At 42.5% G+C, this 24,603-nt stretch carries 24 protein-coding genes; 13 read left to right on the top strand and 11 right to left on the bottom strand.

Features of this window, described 5'->3' with window-relative positions; genetic code table 11:
* The first annotated feature begins 79 nt into the window (after nt 1-79).
* Entirely contained in the window at nt 80-958 is an 879-nt protein-coding gene (locus VV089_RS18845; protein ID WP_172540541.1) for a DUF3881 family protein, read from the top strand.
* Between the two features lie 226 nt (nt 959-1,184).
* Here the strand turns inward: VV089_RS18845 and VV089_RS18840 are convergent, their stop codons facing one another.
* The 3 genes from VV089_RS18840 to VV089_RS18830 are packed head-to-tail and all read right to left on the bottom strand — an operon-like array spanning nt 1,185 to nt 3,932.
* Nucleotides 1,185-2,021, bottom strand: a complete 837-nt coding sequence (locus VV089_RS18840; RefSeq protein WP_334336988.1) for a hypothetical protein — start codon at nt 2,019-2,021, stop codon at nt 1,185-1,187.
* Complete coding sequence (locus VV089_RS18835; RefSeq protein ID WP_334336987.1) at nt 2,008-2,823, bottom strand: hypothetical protein; 816 nt, start codon at nt 2,821-2,823, stop codon at nt 2,008-2,010. The genes VV089_RS18840 and VV089_RS18835 overlap by 14 nt, the downstream gene beginning before the upstream one ends.
* Nucleotides 2,820-3,932 (bottom strand): hypothetical protein, encoded by a 1,113-nt coding sequence (locus VV089_RS18830; RefSeq protein WP_334336986.1) that lies wholly within the window; start codon nt 3,930-3,932, stop codon nt 2,820-2,822. Before VV089_RS18830 ends, VV089_RS18835 begins: the two co-directional genes overlap by 4 nt.
* 279 nt (nt 3,933-4,211) lie before the next feature.
* On the opposite strand from VV089_RS18830, the gene VV089_RS18825 reads away from it, so the two are divergent.
* Nucleotides 4,212-4,907, top strand: a complete 696-nt coding sequence (locus VV089_RS18825) for a LytR/AlgR family response regulator transcription factor (protein ID WP_334336985.1) — start codon at nt 4,212-4,214, stop codon at nt 4,905-4,907.
* Between the two features lie 81 nt (nt 4,908-4,988).
* On the opposite strand, the gene VV089_RS18820 is transcribed toward VV089_RS18825, so the two are convergent.
* Together VV089_RS18820 and VV089_RS18815 are read right to left on the bottom strand one after the other, a co-directional pair.
* Entirely contained in the window at nt 4,989-6,224 is a 1,236-nt protein-coding gene (locus tag VV089_RS18820) for an IS110 family transposase (RefSeq protein WP_334334736.1), read from the bottom strand.
* A 197-nt stretch (nt 6,225-6,421) separates the two neighbouring features.
* Nucleotides 6,422-6,577 carry a hypothetical protein gene (locus VV089_RS18815; protein WP_334336984.1) on the bottom strand — a complete coding sequence of 52 codons (156 nt, stop codon included), beginning with the start codon at nt 6,575-6,577 and terminating at the stop codon, nt 6,422-6,424.
* A gap of 201 nt (nt 6,578-6,778) precedes the next feature.
* Here VV089_RS18815 and VV089_RS18810 point away from each other — a divergent pair, with 201 nt between their 5' ends.
* The 11 genes from VV089_RS18810 to VV089_RS18760 all read left to right on the top strand — a co-directional run bounded on the left by VV089_RS18810 (nt 6,779) and on the right by VV089_RS18760 (nt 19,320).
* The gene (locus VV089_RS18810) at nt 6,779-7,819 is read left to right on the top strand and encodes a sensor histidine kinase (protein WP_334336983.1); all 1,041 of its coding nucleotides are present in this window, start codon (nt 6,779-6,781) and stop codon (nt 7,817-7,819) included.
* Nucleotides 7,820-7,999: 180 nt separating this feature from the next.
* Nucleotides 8,000-8,749, top strand: coding sequence for an ABC transporter ATP-binding protein (locus VV089_RS18805; protein ID WP_334336982.1), 750 nt, complete (start codon nt 8,000-8,002; stop codon nt 8,747-8,749).
* A 10-nt stretch (nt 8,750-8,759) separates the two neighbouring features.
* Nucleotides 8,760-10,769 (top strand): ABC transporter permease, encoded by a 2,010-nt coding sequence (locus tag VV089_RS18800; RefSeq protein ID WP_334336981.1) that lies wholly within the window; start codon nt 8,760-8,762, stop codon nt 10,767-10,769.
* Between the two features lie 54 nt (nt 10,770-10,823).
* Nucleotides 10,824-12,389: an ATP-binding protein gene (locus tag VV089_RS18795; protein WP_334336980.1), complete on the top strand. Its 1,566-nt coding sequence runs from the start codon at nt 10,824-10,826 to the stop codon at nt 12,387-12,389.
* Nucleotides 12,358-12,972, top strand: a complete 615-nt coding sequence (locus VV089_RS18790) for a response regulator transcription factor (RefSeq protein WP_334336979.1) — start codon at nt 12,358-12,360, stop codon at nt 12,970-12,972. The genes VV089_RS18795 and VV089_RS18790 overlap by 32 nt, the downstream gene beginning before the upstream one ends.
* Before the next feature lie 148 nt (nt 12,973-13,120).
* Nucleotides 13,121-13,804 carry a response regulator transcription factor gene (locus VV089_RS18785; RefSeq protein WP_334336978.1) on the top strand — a complete coding sequence of 228 codons (684 nt, stop codon included), beginning with the start codon at nt 13,121-13,123 and terminating at the stop codon, nt 13,802-13,804.
* Nucleotides 13,801-14,832: a sensor histidine kinase gene (locus VV089_RS18780; protein WP_172540530.1), complete on the top strand. Its 1,032-nt coding sequence runs from the start codon at nt 13,801-13,803 to the stop codon at nt 14,830-14,832. Before VV089_RS18785 ends, VV089_RS18780 begins: the two co-directional genes overlap by 4 nt.
* Before the next feature lie 9 nt (nt 14,833-14,841).
* A complete protein-coding gene (locus VV089_RS18775) occupies nt 14,842-15,012 on the top strand; it encodes a hypothetical protein (RefSeq protein WP_334336977.1) in 171 nt (56 codons plus the stop codon).
* Nucleotides 15,013-15,234: 222 nt separating this feature from the next.
* Nucleotides 15,235-15,939, top strand: a complete 705-nt coding sequence (locus VV089_RS18770) for a hypothetical protein (protein WP_334336976.1) — start codon at nt 15,235-15,237, stop codon at nt 15,937-15,939.
* A 133-nt stretch (nt 15,940-16,072) separates the two neighbouring features.
* Nucleotides 16,073-16,738 carry an ABC transporter ATP-binding protein gene (locus VV089_RS18765; protein ID WP_334336974.1) on the top strand — a complete coding sequence of 222 codons (666 nt, stop codon included), beginning with the start codon at nt 16,073-16,075 and terminating at the stop codon, nt 16,736-16,738.
* A 14-nt stretch (nt 16,739-16,752) separates the two neighbouring features.
* Nucleotides 16,753-19,320 carry an ABC transporter permease gene (locus VV089_RS18760; protein WP_334336973.1) on the top strand — a complete coding sequence of 856 codons (2,568 nt, stop codon included), beginning with the start codon at nt 16,753-16,755 and terminating at the stop codon, nt 19,318-19,320.
* A gap of 74 nt (nt 19,321-19,394) precedes the next feature.
* Here VV089_RS18760 and VV089_RS18755 read toward each other — a convergent pair whose 3' ends face one another.
* The 6 genes from VV089_RS18755 to VV089_RS18730 all read right to left on the bottom strand — a co-directional run bounded on the left by VV089_RS18755 (nt 19,395) and on the right by VV089_RS18730 (nt 24,428).
* Nucleotides 19,395-20,138 (bottom strand): ABC transporter permease, encoded by a 744-nt coding sequence (locus VV089_RS18755; protein WP_334336972.1) that lies wholly within the window; start codon nt 20,136-20,138, stop codon nt 19,395-19,397.
* Nucleotides 20,135-20,908, bottom strand: a complete 774-nt coding sequence (locus tag VV089_RS18750; protein ID WP_334336971.1) for an ABC transporter permease — start codon at nt 20,906-20,908, stop codon at nt 20,135-20,137. The genes VV089_RS18755 and VV089_RS18750 overlap by 4 nt, the downstream gene beginning before the upstream one ends.
* Nucleotides 20,892-21,815, bottom strand: coding sequence for an ABC transporter ATP-binding protein (locus VV089_RS18745; protein WP_172540572.1), 924 nt, complete (start codon nt 21,813-21,815; stop codon nt 20,892-20,894). The genes VV089_RS18750 and VV089_RS18745 overlap by 17 nt, the downstream gene beginning before the upstream one ends.
* Nucleotides 21,816-21,954: 139 nt before the next feature.
* The gene (locus VV089_RS18740) at nt 21,955-22,860 is read right to left on the bottom strand and encodes a sensor histidine kinase (RefSeq protein ID WP_334336970.1); all 906 of its coding nucleotides are present in this window, start codon (nt 22,858-22,860) and stop codon (nt 21,955-21,957) included.
* Nucleotides 22,861-23,550 (bottom strand): response regulator transcription factor, encoded by a 690-nt coding sequence (locus tag VV089_RS18735; protein WP_334336969.1) that lies wholly within the window; start codon nt 23,548-23,550, stop codon nt 22,861-22,863.
* 122 nt (nt 23,551-23,672) lie between these two features.
* Nucleotides 23,673-24,428 carry a radical SAM protein gene (locus VV089_RS18730; RefSeq protein WP_334336968.1) on the bottom strand — a complete coding sequence of 252 codons (756 nt, stop codon included), beginning with the start codon at nt 24,426-24,428 and terminating at the stop codon, nt 23,673-23,675.
* Between the last annotated feature and the right edge of the window lie 175 nt (nt 24,429-24,603).

The following is a 24,603-nucleotide window of genomic DNA, read 5'->3' as shown; positions in this document are numbered from 1 at the left end:
GTGTATATTTATTCGTTACTGTTTATGGAGTGAATAGTAATAGTTATTCTGCTTATTCAGAAGAAGGAGGTGAAAGGCAGTGCATGAATATTTGAGAGCCGTAGGTTTTAGTGAAATCAAGGATAAAGAGCAATTGAATTTACTGCTTCAGATGACAGAAGATGGCTATCAGAGTGAACGCACCTCCGGTAATCGCGGCGGTTCAGATTTTTCCGAGCGCAAAAAGGAATTTGCTCCGGGAATGGGAATTATGCTTTGCGGAGAGTATGATGAAAAGGAAAATTACCATAGAAATTACTATTTTCCCTATTTTCAAGGAAAGCAGGAAAAGCTGTATGACAGTGTTACCGTAGAGCGTCATGCAGAAAAGGAATCCTACGCAGGAGTCTGTGACGATCTGTCTTTGGGCGTATCCATTATCTTCTATGTTCAGAATGCAGCTGATTTGCTGAATGAAAAACGTCTGAACCAGCTTTCAAACTGCACGGTAATTCTTAAGTTTACCGGCCTTTCTATAAGCGGCAAGGTGCTGCTTCCTGTGGTTAAGGGTATGACGGAGGAAGAAAACACCGATGCTGTTCTGCAGCGGACAAAGCTGATTCAGGCTGCAAGGGATGGAGACGAGGAAGCTATTGAGAATCTGACACTGGAGGATATGGACACTTATTCCATGATTTCCAGGCGGATCGCGAATGAGGATGTGTTTTCGATTGTTTCTACATACTTTATGCCTTACGGCGTGGAGTGTGACCACTACAGTATTCTGGGAGAGATCTTAGAATGCAGGCAGGTGGAGAATAGTCTTACGGAAGAGAAGATTTATGTGCTCACGGTGGAAAGCCATGATCTGGTTTTTGAGGTCTGTATTAATCAGAAGGATCTTCTGGGCGAACCCCAGGTCGGGCGGCGGTTTAAGGGTGTTATCTGGCTGCAGGGGGAGATGGTTTTTCAGCCGTAAAGGATTATGAACAGGATCATTTTCAGTATCAAGTTAAAAATGAGTGAAGTAGAGGCACAGTGTACAGGCAGAAAAATATCTGAAATTTAATATTCTGGAGGAACATCTATGCCGTTATCCGGCAGTGCCTTTTGGTGAATATCGATGTAACTGGAATGCGTGGATTCAGAATGTTATCTTGTATCTTCATGTGGCTGCAGATTTAATACATATTTCTTGGGTATCATTATTTACTATTAATTACTTTTTCTTTATAATTTGCAGCCACACATAAAGAACTAAGAATTATTATTGCAATCAGGAAGAACCTTACTGCGTACGCCAGATTAATGCCCCATTTGGGTGCAAAACCATAAAACAGATCTAACTGCGCTAAACTTACCGGTGAAAACCCATATGCCCAATCCATCCAATCATTGGAGACGCATATATCCAAAACAGCAATCCATGCGCCCATGAATGTTCCTACTGATTTACCAGTCATCTTATTTCCAAAATAGATAAGTAATCCGATACACAGAATACAGAAAAATTCCAGTAAGACACTTATCATCAATGCATCGACAGGTTCATATTGCCGCATAATATTCTGAGATACGGACAACTTCACACCAAACTCTGCTCCGGCATTTGTTTTCCCCAGTGTGCCCCAAATCTTACCCCATTCGTTTGACCATGCAATATGCCCCATAAAGGGAATAATCGCTGCAGCAGCCAGACAGGCGATATAAAGAATTGACATTTTCAAAATATAAAGAATCTGACCCAATCCCCATGACAGTTTTCCGGCTCTGGAAATCATATATTGATAAGATTCATCTTCAAATGGCGCATTGCAAAACAAAATAACTGCACTTGCCGCTATCACAAACTGCATTTCGTAATTATTGACTAAAAAAATAAAGGCAAATGGTGTAATATCTATATGTACGCTCCGGCTGAAAGTTAAAACCGCAGAAAGGTTTTCCATCACATACAACACGACAATCATAAGGATAAATGGTATTCTTATATTTTCCCGTAACATTCTCATATTGTAGTTGGATACCTTATTTGCTTTCATAAAACATTCCATTTCTAAGCCCCTTTACCAACTTTTTCGTAAAACATACGCCCATCAGGAAAACCAGAATACTTGAAGCAATCGCTGCAGCCACAACCGTATACCCACTATTCCGAATTACCGTCCTGCCTATCAATATATGGTCAAGCCGCCAGTCAGCATCAAGGGATAATATCTGGCTTACCCTTATCAGCACGTAATTCCCTAAAAACGGAAACATTGTAATGACGAATCTGTCCCTTACATATAATGACACAAACATGGAAGCGCCAGCCCATATCATCCCACGCATAAATCCAAGCGCTGCCTCTGTCATACAATAACGAACCGGGGAATGAACCGCCAGCCATTTATGAAATAAATCTGCGGCACTTTCAACGGATGTTTCATAATAATCGCTTGTCATCTGAAATCGCATACGCAAAAATAAAATCAGCAAAACTGTACCAAATGCAACAACCAGCCCGCCAATCAGGATATTTACGATATATTTCACAGCGCCATACCTTTGCGTTCCCTCTCTGGAAGCAATGTACGCAACCACTCTGTTGTTTCTTTCCTCGCAAAAGCTGGCTGCAAAAGGCAGTGCCGCAAAAACAGGCAATATATAATTTCTGCACATTCCTCCGAAAGCGGAATTGCTCGTAAAATAATATACACACCAGACAGTACTGCCGCTTTGCATTGCACTTACCAGATCATTCCATGAATCAAAGCAAATGCAGAACATAACGCCAATGATCCCTATGGCAGAGCTTGTATTGACTGCCCTCTTCCATTCATTTATGAATATCCGGATCACGAGATTTCCTCTCCTGTGATTGCATGAAACCGGATCGAATATCTGCTGTCTTCCACCGATTGTCCATTTACTTCAAACTCAACGCACCATACTGGGATCAGATCCATCTCCGTAAAGGAATCTTCCCTTAGAAGTGGGAAATACTCCATCCAGATATTCTTTGCCCTAAATTCATTTGATAAAATGACATCGCCAAATTTTTTCTTGATCGCTTTTTTAATGCCGTCTTCCCCTATAATAGCTGTTTCGTTCTGATGTTCCTCACAAGGCTCAAACATTCCCATCATGGATATCATTTCAATTCCATTATTTGACAGCAATACCGTTACAGAAGCCGGATAAGCCAAAATTCTCTCACTTGTCTGCCGCAGATTTGGCTCGTTTCGGTATACGGGAATCCCGTTTACATCCATGCGAAAGATGATCTGATACACTTCCATGTCTTCGTCAAACGTATCGTTTCCATATCCTTTTGCAGACAAAAACTGATAGTCTTCATCTTCCATAATTGTTTTTTTCACGTTCTCAAAATCCGCCTTATCCATAGCAACCACATCGAGAGCTTCCGGTTCTCCACCCACCTCAATCATCCCTATAAAGTTCTGCATCCTTCTGGCAGCATCCTCTTTGGACATAAAAGACAAATCCCTGTCATCTGCCAGTCCCATCTCCTTCGCATAGGAACAATAAGTGTCCAAATGGCTTGCCATGTCATTTCTTTGATAAGTAAGTGAGCCTCCCGTAAATCCATCGTTCCCATCATCAACAGCAAGGTCTCCTTCTGTATTTTGCCCTATCGCTTCCTGTACTTTATCATAGTCAAAACATTTTAACCTTGTTGCATACTCATAAAGATTATTTTCCGGCATTTTCAACTCTGCACTGATGAACAAATTTTCATCCAGTTTTTCATCTATAAAAACTGTTGTGTCCTGTGGCACAATTTCAGCAGTACTATTTTTTTCATCCTGTGCTTCAAACGTTTGCGTCTCTGCTTTAGGACTATCTGAATCAATACTTGGTATTTCTCCTTGGGATGTGTGAGCGCAGCCGTCTAATAATGTCATAAGAACCAAAATACCCACTAAAGCCGTTACTGTCTTTTTCATCCTTTTCAGCCTTCCTTTCTTTTCATGCGATAAATTAAATATTTCTTTTTGCTGTTACATAAGATCAATAACGGTTTCCATTATCCACGTTTCTGTTATAATTCCAATCCTTTTTGCACCAAACGACATTTTTTGCTTCTATTTGGTCATTCTTTCATCAAATTTATCTTATTTTTTAATATTAATCCAAAATCCGCCAAAAACTGTCTTTTCATGCAATACGCTTTTATTTTACGGGTCCATACTGTATAATATAGCAATATATACGGAGGTATAAAAATGCGGATACTCATCTGTGACGATGATGTGCTGATAATCGAACAGCTTCAGAAATACATTATAAATTTCTTTGAAAATATCGGTGTAAAATGTCCTGAACTGGTCTGCTTTTCTGACGGAGAATCCCTTCTGTCAGACAAAGGTGAAAAAGACATTCTTTTTCTTGATATAGAAATGCCTGGAATGAATGGCATCTATGTGGGAAATGAATTAAAAAGAGCAAACAATAATATCATCATTTTTATTGTAACTTCTTATTCCGAATATCTTGATGAGGCAATGCGGTTTCATGTATTCCGATACCTGTCAAAGCCACTGGATAAACAGCGTTTTTTCCGTAATATGAAAGATGCTGTTGACCTGTATAACACCATAACAATAAAAATCCCTGTGGAAACAAAACAGGGTATGCATACCCTTCCTGCTTCCTCTGTCATAGCAATAGAAGCACAGGGCAGAAAAATAACAGTACATACAACTTTGTGTGATTTTGAATCCATTCACAATATGCAGTACTGGCTGGAACTTCTTCCTAAAAATTGTTTTTTTCAGACCCACCGCAGCTTCATCATCAATTTTGAACATGTCATAGATTTTGACCATAATCTTGTTCATATGTCAGATAATCAACCTGCTTATCTGACAAGAAGGAAATACAGCTCATTTAAACAAGCCTATCTCCTTTATTTACTGTGAAACATAATCTTCCGGGTAGCCAAAAAAGCGCAGACTGCCCCTATCAAGCTTAAAAGAAGTTTTTGACCCTGTCTGGAAGACTCAGGCGGCAACTACCGGGGCTTCCCAACCAAGTGCTTTTAACTTTTTCAGATACGCATTGATTTTGCGTTCTTTGTTGAACTGGTTATAATAATCAGCTCCAAGATCCTTGAACACCACTCCGTCTTTGAGGATATGGTAAATGGCTATGAGCATGGAATGGGCAACTGCGACATAGGCCCTCTTCTTTCCCCTGTGGGAGCTGATCCTCATGAACTGCGCATGGAAATAGGACTTTTTATTCTTTACAGCTGAATGCGCGCAGGTAATCAGGGTTGTCCGCAAAAGGGAGTTCCCTTTTCTGGTCTTGCCGGACTTCCTCTTCCTGGCGCTTTCATTATCACCAGGGCATAATCCGGCCCATGACGAGATATGCCTGTCCGTAGGAAAACGTTCCATATCCGTGCCAATGACGGAAATGATGGCCTGCGCGCTGGTATTCCCTATACCAGTCACATCCTGGATGGCATGGGAAGCCTGTTTTTCCTCCGGCTTCATGAAGTTGTCAATCTCATCATTCAGATTTTTGATGTGGATATTAAGCTCGTCCAGGTGTGCCAGAAGCTCCTTCATCATCCGGCGCTGGAGAGGGCTCATCACACCATTGAGGTCGTCTATGATCTGCTCCTTGGTGGCCTTGAGATTATGGGCGATGATCTTCTGTTCATACATCTCATCATATTTCGGTCCATCCACGGACGCCCCGGTGAGAAGATACTCCAGGATGTTGCGCGCGCTCTTGCCGTTGATATCCGACACAGTACCGGACAGCTTGATGTTGGCGCCTTCCAGCATCTTCTGGAGGCGGTTGAGCTCCCTGGTGCGTTCACCAACAAGGCTCTTGCGGTAACGGACCAGCTCACGCAGTTCCCGCTGCTCTTTATCAGGGATGTAACTGGGCTGGAGCAGCCCATGCTGAAGAAGATCCGCAATCCATTCAGCATCCCTGACATCTGTCTTGCGTCCTGGGACAGCTTTCATATGGCGGGCATTGACCACCATAGCGTTCAGGCCGGACGATTCAAGGATGTTATACAGAGGCTTCCAATAAGATGCCGTGCTCTCCATTGCGGTCATTTCACAGCCGCCGTCTTTGAGCCAGTCAGCCATTTCGAGAAGTTCTCTGGTTGTTGCGCCAAACTCCCGTATCTCCTGCTTATTGCCTTTTCGAAAGCAGGCAACGATGAGTTTTTTGTGCACGTCAATACCACAACAATTGTCGTAAATTCTATCCATAAAGGCACCTCCTGGGTAAATTTACGGCATGGTACTCTGTCTGTTATCATTTTACTGTACGTCCTTTTGCCGTAAGAGGCTGGACAGGTGGTGGTGCAAATGAGAGTACCTGAAATCAGTTTAGAAAACGGGCTGCAGGCCCAAAATTAAAACGATCTTTGCCGTTGGTTATAGTATAGACAATGGCAAAAACAAATTCAATAACCTATCGCTTGCACAGTTTCATTTATGGTGGTGCCAAATGTGGGGCATGAGGGTTTAGAAAGTACAAGGTAAAGCAAATGGGAAATACAGTCTGTTATTTTTTCAGTTTTCTTGTAGAAGCAATTATACTTTGGCAATACTCTTCCCATTTATTTTCCTCCAAACACACGCTTTGGAAAAAGCTTACCATACTTTGCAGCTTATATTTTATCCTGTTTTTTGTTTCACTGTCTGAGCTTATATGGCTAAATGTAGCTTTATATTTTTTACTGAATTTCATTTTCTTAGTTACTCAGTATGATCTAAATTATTACTCTGTGCTATTTCATTCTTCTATACTGACGGCTGTTATGGCAATGAGTGAACTGATCGTATATGGAATTGCCAAGCGGTTTACCCTTCATTTTCTTGATAACGACAGGGAATTCTATCATCTTTTAGTTTTTGCAATTTTCAGTAAGCTTATATTTTTTGCTGTTATCTATGTACTGATGCATCTGATGCAAAAACCGAAGAAAAATATAGGGCAGTATGATAAATCTGTTTACCTTTTTATTTTCATACCTTTAACCTCTATCTTTATTATGTTTATTTTTATTAGTATTGGGGAATCGGTTCCTCTTTCATCATCACTTGATTGGATGATTGCAGCGGGCGCTGTTTTTCTGTTGGCAGCTAATCTGTTTGTGTTTGGAATCAATCAATATAATCAGAAAAAAAATATGGAATTTACAGAAATGCAGTTATTGCTCCAACAAGAATCTAATTCAGTCCAGTATTATGAAATGCTGCGTTTACAGAACGAAAACCAGCGCATCTTAATCCATGATATAAAAAAACATCTGCAATCCATTGATATGCTGAATGACCAAAAAGAACATGATAAAATAGGCGCCTATATCCGACAGCTGATACATTCCTCAGACCTGAAAGAATGTTCCAGACTATGCGATCATGAAATGCTTAATTCCATTCTATGCCGCTATATGCAGCAATGTACGGACAGTCACATAACTTTTCATGCCGACATCCGAAGCAGGACAATGGATTTCATTGCAGACAATGACCTAACATCTCTATTTTGCAATTTACTGGATAATGCCATAGCTGCTGCAGGCATTGTCCCTGATTCTTTTATTGAAATCAATACAAGAAAACATGAGAAAACATCATTTGTTGTAATAACAGTTATCAACTCCTGCAGGAAAGATCCTTTTTCCGGCAAAAACAGACAGCTTAGTACCGATAAAACTGATAAAATCAGGCATGGGTTTGGGTTAAAAAGTATTCATAAAACGGTCAGCAAATATTACGGCAATATGCAGATGTATTACAATGATGATACACTGACTTTCCATACAATCATTACTTTGAAGCAACAGGAACTGTGAACTGGATGCAGATCCTGTTACCCAAAGTTTAGAATTTTCCCACTCTCCCCTGCCGGAAAAAAGGAAATGAGGTAATTGTTGAGTAAATCACGCAAAAAATCTGCGTGATTTACTCATTCTTTTTTACAGCCCCCAAATTACAATACTGTTATAAAAAAGCGGAAAAGGAGAATAAAAGAAATGGCCACATTATTGGAAGCGAAAAACGTAACAAAAACTTATGCAAAATCACAGCACCCAAGCCTTAATAAAGTATCATTCCGCGTAACGGACGGCGAATTTATTGCCATTATGGGGGCTTCCGGATCCGGAAAGACCACCTTGCTTAATGTTCTTTCTACGATTGATACACCCACAAGCGGCAGCATTACAATAAACGGCATCAATCTAAAAAATCTGACGGATTCCAAAGCAGCGGATTTCCGCAGGGATCATCTGGGTTTTATTTTCCAGGAATATCTGCTGTTAGACAGCCTTACTATTTTTGAGAATATCGCTGTTCCGCTGACTTTACAGAAACTTCCGCCTCAAAAAATAGAAAACATGATAAGGAGACTGGCGAAAAGCTTTGGTATTGACGCACAGTTAGAAAAATATCCAAGTGAGCTTTCAGGCGGGCAAAGGCAGCGTGCTTCCGCTCTAAGGGCTATTGTGAAACATCCAAGCATTTTATTTGCAGACGAACCGACCGGGGCATTGGATTCAAGCTCCGCAACAGATTTGCTGAACACTTTAAAGGAATCAAACGAACGTCTCCATACTACGATACTAATGGTCACACATGATGCTTATGCTGCAAGTTTTGCTGACCGCATCCTGATTTTTAAAGACGGCTGCATTATTCAGGAATTATGGAAACAAAATACTGACAGGCGTGCATTCTATGAATCCATTGCACAGGAAGTAGCAAAACTAGACACAGAAAGGTAGGAAATCATTCATGAACCATTTATCTACGGCACTTAAGAACCTAAAAAATAATTTTTCCTTTTATGCCCTCTATTTATTATCCATTTCCTTTGTGATTACTATTTTTTTTGCTTTCACTTCGTTTTCCATGAATAACGTTATGCTTGAGAAAATATCAGGCGACGGGCGGGTGGAAACTATGTGCAATACGATTTCTATGTTCCTTATGGCATTCGTTATTTTTTATATGTCCTATTCAAACCGTTTCTTCCTGCGCCGGCGCATAAAGGAATTAGGTATCTATGCATTATTAGGATATCGGAAATCCACAATACTGTCTTTGCTTACAGCAGAAAATTTACTTTCCTGCTTTGGGGCTTTCGTAATCGGAATCCTTTTGGGTGGTCTGTTTCACAAAGGCATTGTGTTTGGCATTACAAAATTACTGGGATTGACAGTCAACAATTCAGAAATACCTTATTTTAACCTGAATGCCATGGGAAAGACGGCTTGTTTTGTTTTTGCTATTATTATCCTGTTATCGCTGTCCAACAGCAGATTTCTTTTGAAATCCTCCCTTATGGATTTAGTGCGGTTTGAAAAAAGTGCGGAAAAGCACACAAAGTTCCATGCCGTTCCTTCCATCATCGGGTTTGTCTCTGTCATTTTGGGATACGGTATTGCCCTTGATATCCTGCGGGGCGAAAAATCTGTCTGGTTTTCAGTCGGGTTTTATGCTGTTGGAATGCTTACATTTGCACTCATTCTTTTTGGGACAGTGCTTTTTATTGCATCTTTTCTCCCTTATGCGGTACAGACCAGCAAGAAAAATAAGAAGAAATTTTATACGGAAACAAGAATCATTACTTCACCGGGGTTTATATACCGAATGCGCTCCAATTCAAAAACGCTGATCATGCTCACATTACTGTCTGCCGCAACTTTGACTGTTTCCAGTGTTATGGCTCTCTCCCTGTATTATCCGATTGCAGCAGTATCCCGCATTGCGCCGTCAGAAATCGAGTGCCGTATTGAAAAAGAGAGCGATCTGTCCGCAATCATGGAGATCGTGAACAGCTATTCATCGGGAGATGATATTACATTCCTGCAGACCGATATTTATAAAGTCACTTCTACTGCCAGGCAGCTTCCCATGGAATACAGTGTCGGAACTTCCAAGGGAGATGCTGACAACGAAAAAATCCTTCGGAATGCAGGTTTTGAATGTATCTCATATTCTGACTATACCGCCATTCTGAAAGCGCAAGGGCGGCAAAAGGCCTTGGAGCAATTTACAGCATTAAACAGCAATGAGTGTATTTTTGTTAGATACCAGCCGGCTTCCGGCAAAGATGAAACAGGCAGCACCTATCCACTGCTCATAAACAATACAGAAATACCTGTCACTGTGACTATGACCACATTAGATAATCCGATTTCTTTTGCGAACAGTGTTGGCACTTTGATTGTAAGTGACAATTTATACAACATGATATCTGAACATGCCGCCCCCGAAACGACAGTTTTAAGTATAAATGGAAGTTCCATAACAGGCAATGAGGATCTGTTTCAGGCGCTATCTGCATATTTGGATAAAAGTCCTTACCTGCAGGGGAATTCCCACAGGATACATGAAGTAGTTTCCCTAAGCAGTTCCACCTTCCTGCTGATAGGCTTTCTTGTGGTATTATTCTTTATCGCAACAGGAAGCATCCTATATTTTAATAATATTTCAGCCATAGCCGATTCAAAATCCGATTACGATATTCTCGTAAAAATGGGATATACGAACAGGAAGATTAAAAAAATCATCAGGAAACAGGCACTCACATTTTTCAGCATTCCGTTTCTGTTCGGATTGGCAGACTGTATCTTTGCCACATTCGTATACAAAACAGCTCTTATGCAGAACCTTTTGGCAAACAGCATTGTTTTATACGCCCCTGCGATATTCGCCATTGCGCTGACACTGATCATTTATCTGATTTATTACTATATGACTGTCCATACCTGCTGTAAAATGGTTTTGGAAAAATTTTAGTTGTATGCACACAGATAACTGATATAATTTAGGCATGGATAAGGGGGCAAAAATATGAAGTGTATGATCTTTAAGCTTTTGCTTTTTATAAATTTCATCCTGCTTATACTATATATGGGGCTGGAAATAAATATTCAGATGCCTTGCAGCATGAGCAAAACCGTATCCGTATTCCTGTCATCGCTGATGCTGATAGACGCTGCTTATGTGAGTTCCTGCAATATCAGAGATAATAAAGCTATTTCTTTGTTTTGCGGTCTGCTGGCATTAGACAGTTGGTATATATCCCTTTCCGTTTCGGACAACGCTATAACAAATATTGCTTTTTATGCCTTAAGTCCAGTTATATGGTGCATTTTTATCCATTTCATACTTATGTTTTTATTTCAGGGGAGCGGTTATAAATTCAAAAAAGCAGCAAACCTCTGCCTGACTGGAACCTGTATCTGCTCCCTTATCGGCATCTTAATATCAGATAATATGTTTGCATTGTTGTATGGCATCCAGTTTTTGGCAAGCTGGCTTTGTTTCATTTTTGTTGTTGCTTACCATAGAAAAAGAGCTGCTTTTGTTCTGAAAGCAGAATGGAAGTCCATTCTGTTCTCTCTTGTGGTAATAATCATCTTATTCATTGCATACTGTCTTACCACAATGGGCATAAAAGGAAATCTTTCGAACTTTGGAGTGTATATCCCTGTCCTGCTTTTCTCCATGAGTATTCACGGTATTATACTAAAAGAACATCGCAGTTTTCCATTATCAGCCATATTTAGCAGTTTTCAGTTAATGTTGCTCCTGCTTTTCGGCGTTATCATTTGTGGTCTGATTACAATGACTTTTGGGATCGGCCGGTTATCTTTCCTTCTTATGTTGGACGCTATGTTTGTATTTATCTATGTCTGCAATATCATACTGGATTTTAATTTACGGCAGGGATCAGGCAACATGGTTATGGAAAGCAAATACAATGCCGCATTGGCACAGTTACAGCAGGAAGAGCAGATAAATCTTGAATTTTCAAATTTTCTTCATGATAATATTCTTCAAGACCTGCTTTCCATAAAAAATATGATGTATAAATCAACAAGTCCTGAGATACAGAAAATAATCACACAAACTCTTGATCATATGAACAGCTATATCCGTGAGCAGATGCAGAATTACCATCCTGTATTGCTGTCAAAGCTTACTATAAAAGAGAATTATCAAAATTTGCTTGCATATATTGCGCAATCATTTCCTGATCGCCACATCAGCATTGTTTTTGACTGTTCAGACTCTTTATTTTTAGTTCCGCCATATGATATTTTCATATATCGGCTTTTGAAAGAACTCGTCACGAATGTTTATAAACACTCTACGGGAGAAAAAGCATGGATAACGCTTACACAGGATCATGGAATGATAGTATTATGCGTAAAGGATAATGGGAGTGCTGATACCGACAGCCTCACCTGTATAGACTCATCAAAACACAGAGGTCTTGCATTAAGCGCTGACCGTGTGCATAGCATGGACGGCACTGTAAGTATAACCCAAAATTTTCCACATGGAATCAGCGTCTGCATCAACCTGCCAATGAAAGGAGATGCTTCTTATCAATATTTTATTAGTCGATGACCACGCCCTATTTTCCAAAAGTCTGGAAATTGCATTATCAGACTACCCGGAAATAAAAACCTTTAAAAGTATCCATGATATTTCCCTGTTGGATAAATTCATTGAAGAAGATGCCCCGGACATCCTGCTCATGGATATCAATTTAAAAAATATAACATCTGAAGACGGTTTGGAATTAGCAAAGCAGATATTATCCAATTATCCGGAGCAAAAAATTGTTATCCTGTCCGGATACGATCTTCCGGTATACCGAAACGAAGCCAAAAAAATCGGGGCAAAAGGATTTATCAACAAAAATACAGAACCGGAAAAGCTTATCGCTTTTCTTTCACAGATCATGCAGGGAAAATTTATCTTCAACGGTTCCATTCCGTTTTTAGAAGAATTAACGGACTGTGAAAAACAGATTTTGCAGCTTATAGCAGACGGCAGAAAACGGAAAGAGATTGCAGGCACGCTTTATATCAGCGAACGTACCCTTTCTAATCATTTACAGCATATATTTGAAAAACTTGATGTTTCCTCCTCTGTCGAAGCTGTAACCAAGGCGATTCAATTAGGATACCTCCCACCGCTTTGTTAATTCCGATTCCTGCCATAATCTTCTCCATCAAAACTGCAGTCAGGATTGTCATGGAAATCACAAAATCAAGGTTGAAGGCCACTTGCCTTGGTGGTATACTTCGTCCATAACGATTTTTACTTATGGAGCGGAGGAAGGAGATAAAACCATGAGACTTTTAGTAGTTGAGGATGACCGTCTTTTAAACAATACCCTTTGCTACAATCTTTCGGCGGTCGGCTACACAGTGGACGCTGCCATGACAAAATCAGAAGCGGTCAGCCTCTGCGAAGCGCAGGACTATGATCTGATTGTGCTGGATGTCAATTTACCTGATGGAAACGGATTTGACTTCTGTAGAGAAATCAAAGAGCGCCGTCCAGATACCGCCGTGATTTTCCTGACCGCAAACGATATGGAGAGCGACCAGCTGCGCGGTTTCGAGTTGGGAGCAGACGACTATGTGACAAAACCGTTTCCTATCAGTGTATTCCGAAAAAAAGTTTCCGCTTTGCTGGGCCGTATCCAGAGGCAGACCGGCGGCGATTGCTACACAGACGGTACATTGTCCATCAATTTTGGGGAATTGACCGCTGCCCTTGCGGGGGATCCGGTTGTCTTCACTCCAATGGAATACCGTTTGCTAAAAGTACTGGTAAGAAATCCGCAAACCGTTCTGACCCGACAGGCGCTTCTTGAAAAGCTGTGGGATGCAGATGAAAACTTTGTGGACGAACACGCCTTGACCGCAGCGATCAGCCGCGTCCGGGGAAAAATTGAAGCAGACGGCCAGCAATATATCAAGACTGTCTACGGCATGGGCTATATGTGGATCGGGGGGATAAAGAAGTGAATGGGAGCAAACTTTCCATCAACTGCGCCTGCGCGGCAGGGGCTGCTTTTTTAGGTTTTATCTCCGCTGCCACCGTTACTGCGACTTTTCTCTTTGCCGACAATCCGGTAATCGTATGGCTGTGCCTGCTGTTTTCCCTGCTGGTATTCACCTGTGCAGCCCTTTTCGTGGCTTTTCTGCGCCGGAAACTGGTATTGTTTTCGGACAGACTATGCGAAACAATAGACCATATGCTGGACGGAGACTCAGCTTGGCCGCAGGTCTGTGAGGAAGAAAACCTGTTTTACAAAATCAACCACCGGCTTGTACGTCTATATGAAGTTATGTGGGAAAATCGAGAGAGCGCAGCAAAGGAGCGGGCTGATTTGCAGGAATTAATCTCCGACATATCCCATCAGGTAAAAACGCCAATCAGCAATCTAAAAATGGTAAATGCCACTTTGCTGGAGCAGCCTATGCCAGAGGAAAAGCAGAGGGAGTTTTTGCAGGCTTCCGGCGGCCAGCTTGAAAAGCTGGATTTTCTCATGCAGGCTATGATAAAGACCTCCCGCCTGGAAACCGGCGTCATTTCACTGGACAGAAGGATACAGCCCCTTTATGACACCTTGGCGGCGGCCCTGGGCGGTATTCTGCTGAATGCGGAAAGGAAACATATTCATGTCAGCGTAAATTGTCCGGAAGATATCATTCTGGCCCACGACAGAAAATGGACAAGTGAAGCCCTGTTCAATATTCTGGACAATGCGGTGAAGTACACCCCGGCAGACGGCGATATTCAAGTTTCCGTTCAAAGCTGGGAGTTCTATGTGAAAATCGACATAACCGACAGCGGAAAAGGAATCGCAGAGAGCCGGCAGGGGATGATCTTCAAACGCTTCTACCGGGAGGAAGAAGTCCACGATGTGGAGGGCATCGGCATAGGGCTGTATCTTGCCCGGGAGATTGTCACCATGCAGGGAGGATATATGAAGGTGACTTCGGCACCAGGCAGCGGCTCCACATTTTCCGTGTTTCTGCCTCATGGATAAAATTTGCAAGTGGGAAAAATTATATTTTTTGGAAGTTTTCATAACGCATTTCTGGAAGATACCAGGAAGCAGCATGGAAGGAGAGAAAAAATCATGCTGGAATTCTTTGACGGCATGAACCGATGGGAGCGGACGGCGGAACTTATACAGATTATCATCTGGCTGCCGGCAAATGGATGATTGATAACGCCCAGTGGTGTCTGGAGGGATGCTGGTCTTTCTGCGGGCTGTAACCCATACTGAATAGAGATCCATCAGCTCCTGGGGCTTGCCGGGCTCCGCCTCTCCCAGCCTATACAGGCCGTAAAAGGGTTCCGGGCCGCGTACTTTTTACCGTCAAATATCCGTTGTAGGGCAAGAGCGGACACAACCCAAATCATTTTGAAAAGAAAGGATACCAAAATGTCAGAATTATACAGCATTCCACTTATCTATAAAGCAGGCGTATACAGCGCTGCTGAATTCAGCAAGGACATTGACAGTGACAATGCGATTTCCTTTGACTATGATGCGCAGTATCAAATGCTCACCTATGACATTCCTGTCGGGAAGGACTGGCGTGGGATGACGCTGTACAATGTGCCGGAGGATGACCTCGTCCGGATGCTCCGCGTCGTCTATGGCAAAGATGGAACACTCCAGAACATCACCACTATATTGGGTGGTCATGAAACACTGTTGTACATCCGCTACGAAAACGAGGAGCACGCCAGACAGGAAATCCGGAGATTTGCTATCCAGAATGCAGATGCTATTATTGAACAAATCCGACAATGCACAGATGTTGTGGCAAGGCTTTTCATTGAGTATTATTGCGACTCCGATAACATGGATTACCATGCCGTGATTGGCACTGCGGATCAGATGGAAACAGTAAGGCAGAAAGGACATTACGATGATTCCTGCGACTATGCCGGCAACTATCCATCTGAAAACCTTGAGGGCGATAACGAGATGCTGATAGTAATGATGCGCTGCGCTGCTGGTCATCCATGCGAGAATTTCCGGTATTCAGTGGAAATTATGTCAAAACATATCGAGGAACACGCATTGTCAGCGATAAACAAGACGGAGGATTTCAAATATATCTGTGCAGAATATGATTAAGAAATTAGAAATGAACTTTTTTTAAAATGTCACAGAATTGTGACATTTCAAGGGTAAAAAATCAGTGGTCCGTGACATTTCTGTGAGAATTGGCTGTTATGATAGCGGCATCAAAGAAAGGATGGCGCTTACCATGAGCATTTTACAAACAACGGACCTCAAAAAATACTACGGCGCAGAGCCAAATCTCACAAAGGCGCTGGACGGCGTGACTCTTTCCATCGAGCAGGGGGAATTTGCCGCCATCGTTGGAACCTCCGGCAGCGGCAAGTCCACTCTGCTGAATATGATGGGCGGTCTGGACGTGCCAACCTCCGGCAGCGTTCAGATCAAGGGAAAAGAACTGGCCGAACTGAACGACGAGCAGCTTACCATCTTCCGCCGGCGCAACATCGGCTTTATCTTCCAGAACTACAATCTTGTCCCTGTTCTGAATGTCTATGAAAACATCGTCCTGCCTGTGGAACTGGACGGCGATACGGTGGACAAAAAATTCATGGACGAAGTCGTGCGCCTGCTGGCCTTGGGGGACAAGCTGAACAATATGCCAAACAACCTGTCCGGCGGACAGCAGCAGCGTGTCGCCATCGCCCGTGCTCTCATTTCCAAGCCCGCCATTGTTCTGGCTGACGAGCCGACCGGCAATCTGGACAGCCGGACGAGCAGCGATGTACTGGGGCTTTTGAAAGCAACCAGCAGCAAATTCCATCAAACGCTGGTGATGATAACCCACAACAACGAGATCGCCCAACTTGCCGACCGCATTATCCGAATTGAAGACGGCAGGATTTTTGAGTAAGGGGGGTGCTGACGATGAATGATATTTTATTCGGCAACAGCAACAGTGTGGTCATCAAAAAGCTGTCAGGCCGCTACTTCAAGGCAAGCAAAAGCAGGAATATCATTGCGATCATCGCAATCGTTCTGACCACCATACTTTTTACCACAATCTTCACCCTTGGCTCCGGTCTGATGGATACTGTTCACGATCAGAATATCCGCAAGGCAGGCGGAGAGGGGCAGGCGGTGTTGAATTATATCAGTGATGAAGTTTACAACAATATAGCGGGAAGTTCCCTGATTGACCGCATCGCCTATACAAAAGCGGTATCTTACCGGCTGAAAAATTCGGGCTTAGAGCGTTGGCGGTCTGATTTGTGGTATATGGATGATACCGCTCTGGAATTTGCCCGCTACACGCCCACAACAGGCCGCCGGCCCGAAGGGGCAGACGAAATCATTGCGGACACAAAAACGCTGGATGCCCTGGGCGTACCGGCGCGGATCGGGGAAACCGTTTCTCTGACCTATGAGGTAAAAGGGAAGACCTACACCACCGATTTTACCCTCTGCGGCTTTTGGGAAACAGACAGCTTGAGCAATATCGGAAGGCTGATCGTATCGAAAGCCTTTGTGGACGCCCATTCGGATATTCTGTCGTATACCTATCCCATAGACAATGACTATTCCGGCGTTGTCACCGCCTACGTAATGTTCAGAAGGAATGGTGATATAGAAGCCCGGCTCCATCAGCTTCTTTCCGAAACCGGTTATACCTGTGACACAATGGGCGGCAGCAAGGAGGACAGCAACTATGTGATTGCCCGTGTCAGTCCGGCCTATCAGAGCGGCGCATTAACGGACAATCCCGCTATGCTGATTTCCGGCATTGTAGGTGCCCTGCTGATTGTCGTAACAGGATACTTGATTATCTACAACATCTTCCAGATTTCCGTTATTCAGGATATTCAGTCCTATGGACAGTTAAAAACGCTGGGGACAACAAAGCGGCAAATCAAGCGGCTGATCAATCGGCAGGCGCTCCGGCTGTCCTTAATTGGTATTCCTATCGGTCTGCTGGCAGGCTTTTTCATTGGCCGGGCCCTGGTTCCTTTTCTGATGAACGGAACAAGTTATACCGCAGACGCCGGTATCAAAGTAACGGTAAACCCTTTAATTTTCATTGGTTCCGCTGTTTTTGCTCTGTTTACGGTCTTTGTCAGCGTCCGCAAGCCTGCGAAGATTGCAGGTATGGTTTCGGCAATCGAGGCCATCCGCTATACGGAGAATGATGCGGCGGCGTTTGGAAAGCGCAAAGCCAAGGAGAAAAAATCGACCCACGGCGCAAAACTTCACTTTATGGCGCTGGCAAACCTGGGGCGCAACCGCAAGCGTACTGTGCTGGTGATTGTGTCCATGACATTGAGTTTGGTGCTGTTCAACACAGTATTCACACTGTCCGGCGGCTTTGATATTGACAAGTATATTGCAAAATTTTTAGATACGGACTTTGTGATCTCTACCGCAAATTACTTCCAGTATCAATTTGAAAAAAGTGAAAATGACCTGTCGGAGAATTTTATCGAAGCGGTCAAAGGGAATGTGTGTTTCGAGGATGGCGGCAGGCTCTATACCTCCCGCATGCTGGAAGAACCGTTTTCCATAGAACACAATGCCTTTTTCAGCTACAACAAAGATCAGAATGGAAATCCCTTTGCAGCCTTGTATGGCGCGGACGATTTTCTGTTAAATGGCATGGAGGCCGTAGAGGGAACCATTGACCTGGAAAAGCTGAAATCAGGAAAGTATATCCTGCTGAGTGTGGAGTGTAATGATGATGGAACCATCATAGATAATCCAAATATCAGTGTGGGCGACACAGTACGGATCAACCATCTGAAAGCAGAGGAACTTTCCACCGCCATTACGGACAGCTATGACTTTATCATCATGGCTAAAGTCCGGGCCAACGAGAACACGGCCACTACCCGCAACACAGGCGAAACCCGGTTCTATCTTCCGACAGAGATTTTCCTGCCGCTGTGCGATACCCCCCACCTGGTCAACTTCCCCTTTGATGTGAAGGAGGGGACAGAAGCTGAAATGGCAGAGTTTTTGAATCGCTATATCGACAGCGTGGAGCCGGGTATGGATTTTGAGTCCAAGGAAACCTATGTCAGCTCCTTTGATAACCTGACTTCCCTTATCATCACCATCGGCGGGGCGTTGAGCATCATCATCGGGATGATTGGTATCGCAAATTTTGTCAACTCCGTTTTGACAAGCGTTATTACCCGTAAAAAAGAATTTGCCATGCTGCAAAGCATTGGCATGACCGGGAAACAGTTAAAGGGTATGCTCTCCTTTGAGGGACTGTACTACGCTGTGGGAACGATCATCACATCAGCGGTTCTCGGTGTGCTGTTTTCTGTGGTAGTCGTAAAGGGGATTTCCAGTGGAATTTGGTTCTTCACCTATCAATTTGTTATCTGGCCCATGTTGGTGATCTATCCGTTCCTCATCCTCCTGACTGTGGCGATACCGGCGATGCTGTACCGCAAAATCGCCAAGGCCAGCATTATTGAGCGGCTGCGGCAGTGATGAAAAACAGGCTTTCCCATTCCCTCTTGATAAATGGGAAAGCCTGTTTCCGTTACATTTTCCTTTGCTTCTTTTTATTTTGAAATATCTGCTTTGTTTTCTCTACAATACCTAATCCGGTACACCAGCATACACAACAATCCATACAGGAAGATTGCTGCACCTGACTTCATGTATCCTAATACAGATTTATCACCATAAATGTCCGATAGAAATGAGAAACAAGCTGTAACCGGATGCCAATAAGCCGCCTTTCCATTTACTACAAACACTCCAGATACACCAACGAGCATGGACAGTATACTTCCCCATATATATTTCCCGCCATTCTTTCCAAACCACAGAATCACAGGCAATATGGTTAACGTGATACAGATGTTATACGCAAGCGCTTTCATGCATACGCCTGCCATCATAAGTACGGCGGGGCAGTTCCTTAATATAATGCCCGCAGACAAAAGCAGAACCATTTCAAACAGCGCAACTCGGATCATCAGCAAAAACAAGACTGCCGCTTTCGCTTTTATCACATCCTGCCATCTGACCGGTATCGCCAGCAGATTTTTCAGCGTATCCCTTGCATATTCCTGATCTATCATGTATCCCCCGATCAAAGATATTGTAAACGGCAGGAACAGCATCGCATTGTTGTAAAAAAACATTTCTGCAAGCCCTTCCCATTCAGGAACTCCCGCCTTAATCCGCATTTGCTGCGCAAAAGTAATGATAAACGAAAAGAGGATGCTGAGATATCCAACAAAAACCATTTTCTGTCTTTTCAATTTCTTTAATTCTGCCCGGATCAATCTTTTCATCATACATCGGCCTCCTGTCTGTTATAAAGCCATAAGCTAATTGCGAGGGAAGCTGCCGCTGTTGTCCCCAACAAAAGTATTCCCTTGTCCATTGGATAATACAGTGTGTCCAAACCAAGCTGCAGATTATCCGTATATTCAATAATGGTAAGGGGATAAGTGATGCGATATGCTGCCAAAACAGGCAGATGCATCTCAAGGCAATGAAACATGGACAACTGCCATAGAAACAAAAAATCAATGAGTATAAAACAGTTAATCGCTATCATCGCAATCAGGTTCCTTTTGCGGAGCAAAATAATCAAAAGCACAACAGGCATTGCCGCACAGACGCTGCACAGAGATGTTATTAAAAATATACTGAAAATATGGAAAGCATCCGGAATATAATTCCGCAGAAACATTCCTCCTGCAATAGTATAGGCAGTAATGATTCCCACAAATACCACGACAATCACAAGAGCAGCGGCCAATTTTGACAAAAAAATCTTCCATTCGGGTACGCCAATCACCAGAATGTTTTTCAATGTATGATTTCTCTCCTCCAGTTCAAACAGATTTAAAAGCATGGCGGAAAAGACAAATGGAATCACAAGAAAACTTCCAAACAAGACATTCGCACCGACCAAATTTCTAAAGGGATAATGGTTTTTTATACAGAGCAGTGTGCCAAACGTAGGTATCAGGATGCCAACTGCCCACAACATCCTTGCTGTCTTCTGACGCTTTAGTTTCTTTAATTCATTCCGGCATATGTTAAGCAATTCCCTCACCTCCGGTTATCCTTTTAAAATAATCTTCCAGTGTATCACGGCATTTGTTAATAGCATCTACATAAATATTCCGTTCTGCAAGAAACTTAACGATTTCCTTTGTCTGTATCTCTGTGTCAAAAATTTGAATGCACCCATTCCCCATAATCCGATAATCCTTGATATGAAATTCTTCTTCCAGCATATGGATAACCGTTTCAGTCGGATCCGCGGATACCAGAATATAATGCATATTTCTTTTTTTCAATTCCTCATAAGGACTTTCTTCCAGCAGAATCCCTTTGTCAATAATTCCTATCCTGTCTGCCAAAAGCTCAATCTCTGACAGAATATGGCTTGACAGCAGAATCGTTTTTCCATAATCTTGCGAAAGCTCCCTGATAAAATCCCTTGTTTCCATTACCCCAATTGGATCAAGCCCATTAACCGGTTCATCCAGTATCAGGATTTCCGGATCATGGATAATGGCAGCTGCAATACCAAGCCGCTGCTTCATTCCAAGGGAAAATTCTGAAAAAAGCTTTTTATCTTTATAAGGCAGCCCAACCTTCCCCAAACTTTCTTTTATTGCATCCCGTTTTATATATCCCCGCAGATCGGAAAGAATTTCCAGATTTTCTGTTGCCGTAAGGTTTGGATAAAATCCTGGTGTTTCAATCATGACACCTATCCGTCCCAAAAATTCTTTTTTATTCCCCGCAAAAGGTTGTCCAAACATATGGACAGTTCCTTTTGTTATCTTGGATAAGCCCAACAGCATTTTCATGATCGTTGTCTTTCCGGCTCCGTTCCTTCCCAAAAGTGCATAGATTTCACCCTTTTTAACATGGATATCCACTCCCTTTACTACGGCAGTATCCCCATAACATTTCGTCAGCCCTTTCGTCTCAATGACAAAATTCTCCATCACACCATCCCTTTCTTCGTGCGCTATATCTAATATAAATACATCTGCCTGCTGTTTTATATTATCATGCTTTCTCTCTCAAAACCTTACGAAAACCTTGCAAAAAAACTGCCCTGCCTTACGGCAGAACAGTTCATTTTTAATTCTCTAATATGGGAAATTCCATAACAAAACAAATTCCGTTCTTTCGGGGCTCTACAAAAATCTTCCCTCCCTGTATCAAAACCAGTTCCCGTACGATTGCAAGTCCCAGACCGCTTCCTTTACTGTTGCGGGCATCATCCGACTTATACAGCCTGTCAAAGACAAAAGGAATCGCTTTCTCAGGAATCCCCACGCCATTATCGCAGATTTTCACAGCAACTGTAATACCAGCTTGTACAATCTTTATCCAGATTTTAGAAGCCCCGCTATGTTCCATTGCATTTTTAAGCAGATTATTCACAATACGCTCATAAAAAACTCTGTCCATGCTAATCCATATCTCGTCCATATCTGATACAAAGTCATAGGATATTCCATTTCCTTCAAAAGCCGCAACCCAATTTGCAAAAATTGCCCGTGTTTCCTCTACAACATCCAATGGCTCCATTTCTGCTTTCTCTTCTTTGGAATTGAGCTTGAACCATTGAAACAGATCGTCCAGATAATCTTTTAGGACATATGCTTTTTCCCTTGCCTGTCGGACAGACTCTGCATTCATCTCCCCATGAACATATTGATAATGAACGGCATCCAGGTGACCGATAATAGATGTAAGGGGAGTTCGGATATCATGAGACAGACTTGTCATGAGCTTTTCATTCCTGTGTTCCTGCCGCTTTGTCTGTATGATACGTTCCTTATTATCCATCATAATCTGGTTGAGTTTATAACAGGTATCCGATAAAAGGGAATATTTTCTTATCAGGATCCTTCTATCCGTTTTCCCTTCTATGACTTCATCTAATACCTGATTGATTTTTTTAATCTGCCTCCAGATACCTGCCAGCAAAAACATTAGCCCCAAACAGATGACGATAAGCGCTATCATTCCTATATCCATTTACTGCCCTCCCCCGAAGCGGTAGCCGACTCCCCTGACTGTCTGTATTATGCTGGGATTTTCCGGATCATCTTCTATTTTTTTTCTTATCTTACTGACCAATGCCATAATGTTATTATCGTCATAGACATAATCGTCCTTCCATACAGCCTTATAAATCTGCTTTTTTGTATAAGCTTGCTTTGGAGATGAGGCAAGAAAATACAACAAGTCAAATTCTTTTCCTGTCAGCAGCACTTCTTTGTTTTCTTTCAATATTCCTTTCATCTGCGGAATAATAGTAATCTTATCGAAACAGAGTTTTTCTTGTGGCAAAACTCCATTCTTTAGTGTGGTATTTCTTCGAATCTGAGACGCAGCCCTCGCCAGCAGCTCCTCCATATTAAATGGTTTCGTTACATAATCATCTGCACCGATTTCCAGACCACTTACCTTATCTGACGGGGAGTTCTTTGCCGTCAGCATAATCACCGGCACCGCATACTGCTTCCGTATTTTCCCTAAAACCTCAAAACCATTTTCGCCAGGCAGCATCACATCAAGCAGTACAAGATCATATTTTGTCTGTGACAGCATATCAAGCCCCTGCTTTCCATTCCATGCCGTATCTACTTCATATAAGTCATGTATACAGTTTTGCAGCAGTTCCAAAAGAGATTTATCATCATCTATTATCAGAATTTTGTTCACGATTCACGTCCTCTGTTTTTCAAACCTCATACGGTAGATATTCCATACAACCACACTGCAATTATATGTGGAAATTCGGACTATGACAAGTATCTAAAATACAACTAAGAAAGTATCATTGCTTATCCTAAAGATTTTAAATTATTTCTATACTTCCGCATCTCCATTTCATCCGTATTATCTAATACATATTGCAATTCACATGTGACCTTTTCACGGTCATACGGAAGATACGCCGTTACGGGAGTGAAATTTGAAACCGTGTTTGCAAATAAATGTGTGCGTATATTTAAGTTGTTGATTAGCATTTGCAGTTCACGGATACGCTCTTTTTCGTCAGCAGGGACAAACAAACCTTGCTGTGCCATCTGGTACAGCTCTGTGTCTGGGAAAAGTGTAAGAGAGTCTACGGAAACAAAATACGGATTGAGCTGGCTGAACAGTTCAGCACTATTTCTTGCATTACGGTATCCGCCGTCTTTTCCCGCAAGACCTGTCATGTAAATAAAGTAATATTCAATACCCGCTTCATCTAATTTTCTGCATTGTTCCAGAATATCAGCAGCCGTATATCCTTTATTTGCAAGGGCAAGCGTTTCGTCATCGCCACTTTCCACGCCGATGCTCAGTCCGTTAATGCCCATTGCCCTTAATTTCCTTAGCTGCCACACCTCTTTATTTTTAATATCACGGATGCTCGCAAACATAGCCATTGTCTGGCATTTAATCAGATAATCCCTTACGGTCAAAGCCCTAAGTTTCAGATTCTCGTAACTCATGGCAAAAGGATTTGCCCCTGTCCAGAATATTCTCCTTGCATATGGCTGATAGCTCTTTATCTCTGCTAAATCTTCCTCAAATTCCTCCATAGGCGACATTCGGAAGTACTCGTTTTGATACAAACTGCAAAACTTGCACTTATTATAAGTGCAGCCAGAGGCAGCCTGTATGATGACCGAGTGGCTTCATATGGTGGTCGCCAAGTTCTGCCCGTAAAGTGCATGATTATCGCTCCTCCTTTTTGTGCTGCTTTTTGTGAAGATATACCTGCAG

Origin of the sequence: Candidatus Merdisoma sp. JLR.KK011, from assembly GCF_036941125.1 — a bacterium.
Classification (GTDB): Bacteria; Bacillota; Clostridia; order Lachnospirales; family Lachnospiraceae; genus Laedolimicola.
This window is presented reverse-complemented; position numbering and strand designations above follow the sequence as displayed.

Coding starts and splice junctions, on each gene's coding strand:
- VV089_RS18755 (WP_334336972.1), bottom strand. CDS start 20,138: ATGATGAAAAGATTGATCCGGGCAGAATTAAAGAAATTGAAAAGACAG.
- VV089_RS18840 (WP_334336988.1), bottom strand. CDS start 2,021: ATGAAAGCAAATAAGGTATCCAACTACAATATGAGAATGTTACGGGAA.
- VV089_RS18800 (WP_334336981.1), top strand. CDS start 8,760: ATGAACCATTTATCTACGGCACTTAAGAACCTAAAAAATAATTTTTCC.
- VV089_RS18785 (WP_334336978.1), top strand. CDS start 13,121: ATGAGACTTTTAGTAGTTGAGGATGACCGTCTTTTAAACAATACCCTT.
- VV089_RS18805 (WP_334336982.1), top strand. CDS start 8,000: ATGGCCACATTATTGGAAGCGAAAAACGTAACAAAAACTTATGCAAAA.
- VV089_RS18765 (WP_334336974.1), top strand. CDS start 16,073: ATGAGCATTTTACAAACAACGGACCTCAAAAAATACTACGGCGCAGAG.
- VV089_RS18730 (WP_334336968.1), bottom strand. CDS start 24,428: ATGTCGCCTATGGAGGAATTTGAGGAAGATTTAGCAGAGATAAAGAGC.
- VV089_RS18740 (WP_334336970.1), bottom strand. CDS start 22,860: ATGGATATAGGAATGATAGCGCTTATCGTCATCTGTTTGGGGCTAATG.
- VV089_RS18825 (WP_334336985.1), top strand. CDS start 4,212: ATGCGGATACTCATCTGTGACGATGATGTGCTGATAATCGAACAGCTT.
- VV089_RS18820 (WP_334334736.1), bottom strand. CDS start 6,224: ATGGATAGAATTTACGACAATTGTTGTGGTATTGACGTGCACAAAAAA.
- VV089_RS18760 (WP_334336973.1), top strand. CDS start 16,753: ATGAATGATATTTTATTCGGCAACAGCAACAGTGTGGTCATCAAAAAG.
- VV089_RS18830 (WP_334336986.1), bottom strand. CDS start 3,932: ATGAAAAAGACAGTAACGGCTTTAGTGGGTATTTTGGTTCTTATGACA.
- VV089_RS18815 (WP_334336984.1), bottom strand. CDS start 6,577: ATGGGAAGAGTATTGCCAAAGTATAATTGCTTCTACAAGAAAACTGAA.
- VV089_RS18745 (WP_172540572.1), bottom strand. CDS start 21,815: ATGGAGAATTTTGTCATTGAGACGAAAGGGCTGACGAAATGTTATGGG.
- VV089_RS18790 (WP_334336979.1), top strand. CDS start 12,358: ATGCTTCTTATCAATATTTTATTAGTCGATGACCACGCCCTATTTTCC.
- VV089_RS18770 (WP_334336976.1), top strand. CDS start 15,235: ATGTCAGAATTATACAGCATTCCACTTATCTATAAAGCAGGCGTATAC.
- VV089_RS18810 (WP_334336983.1), top strand. CDS start 6,779: ATGGCAATGAGTGAACTGATCGTATATGGAATTGCCAAGCGGTTTACC.
- VV089_RS18795 (WP_334336980.1), top strand. CDS start 10,824: ATGAAGTGTATGATCTTTAAGCTTTTGCTTTTTATAAATTTCATCCTG.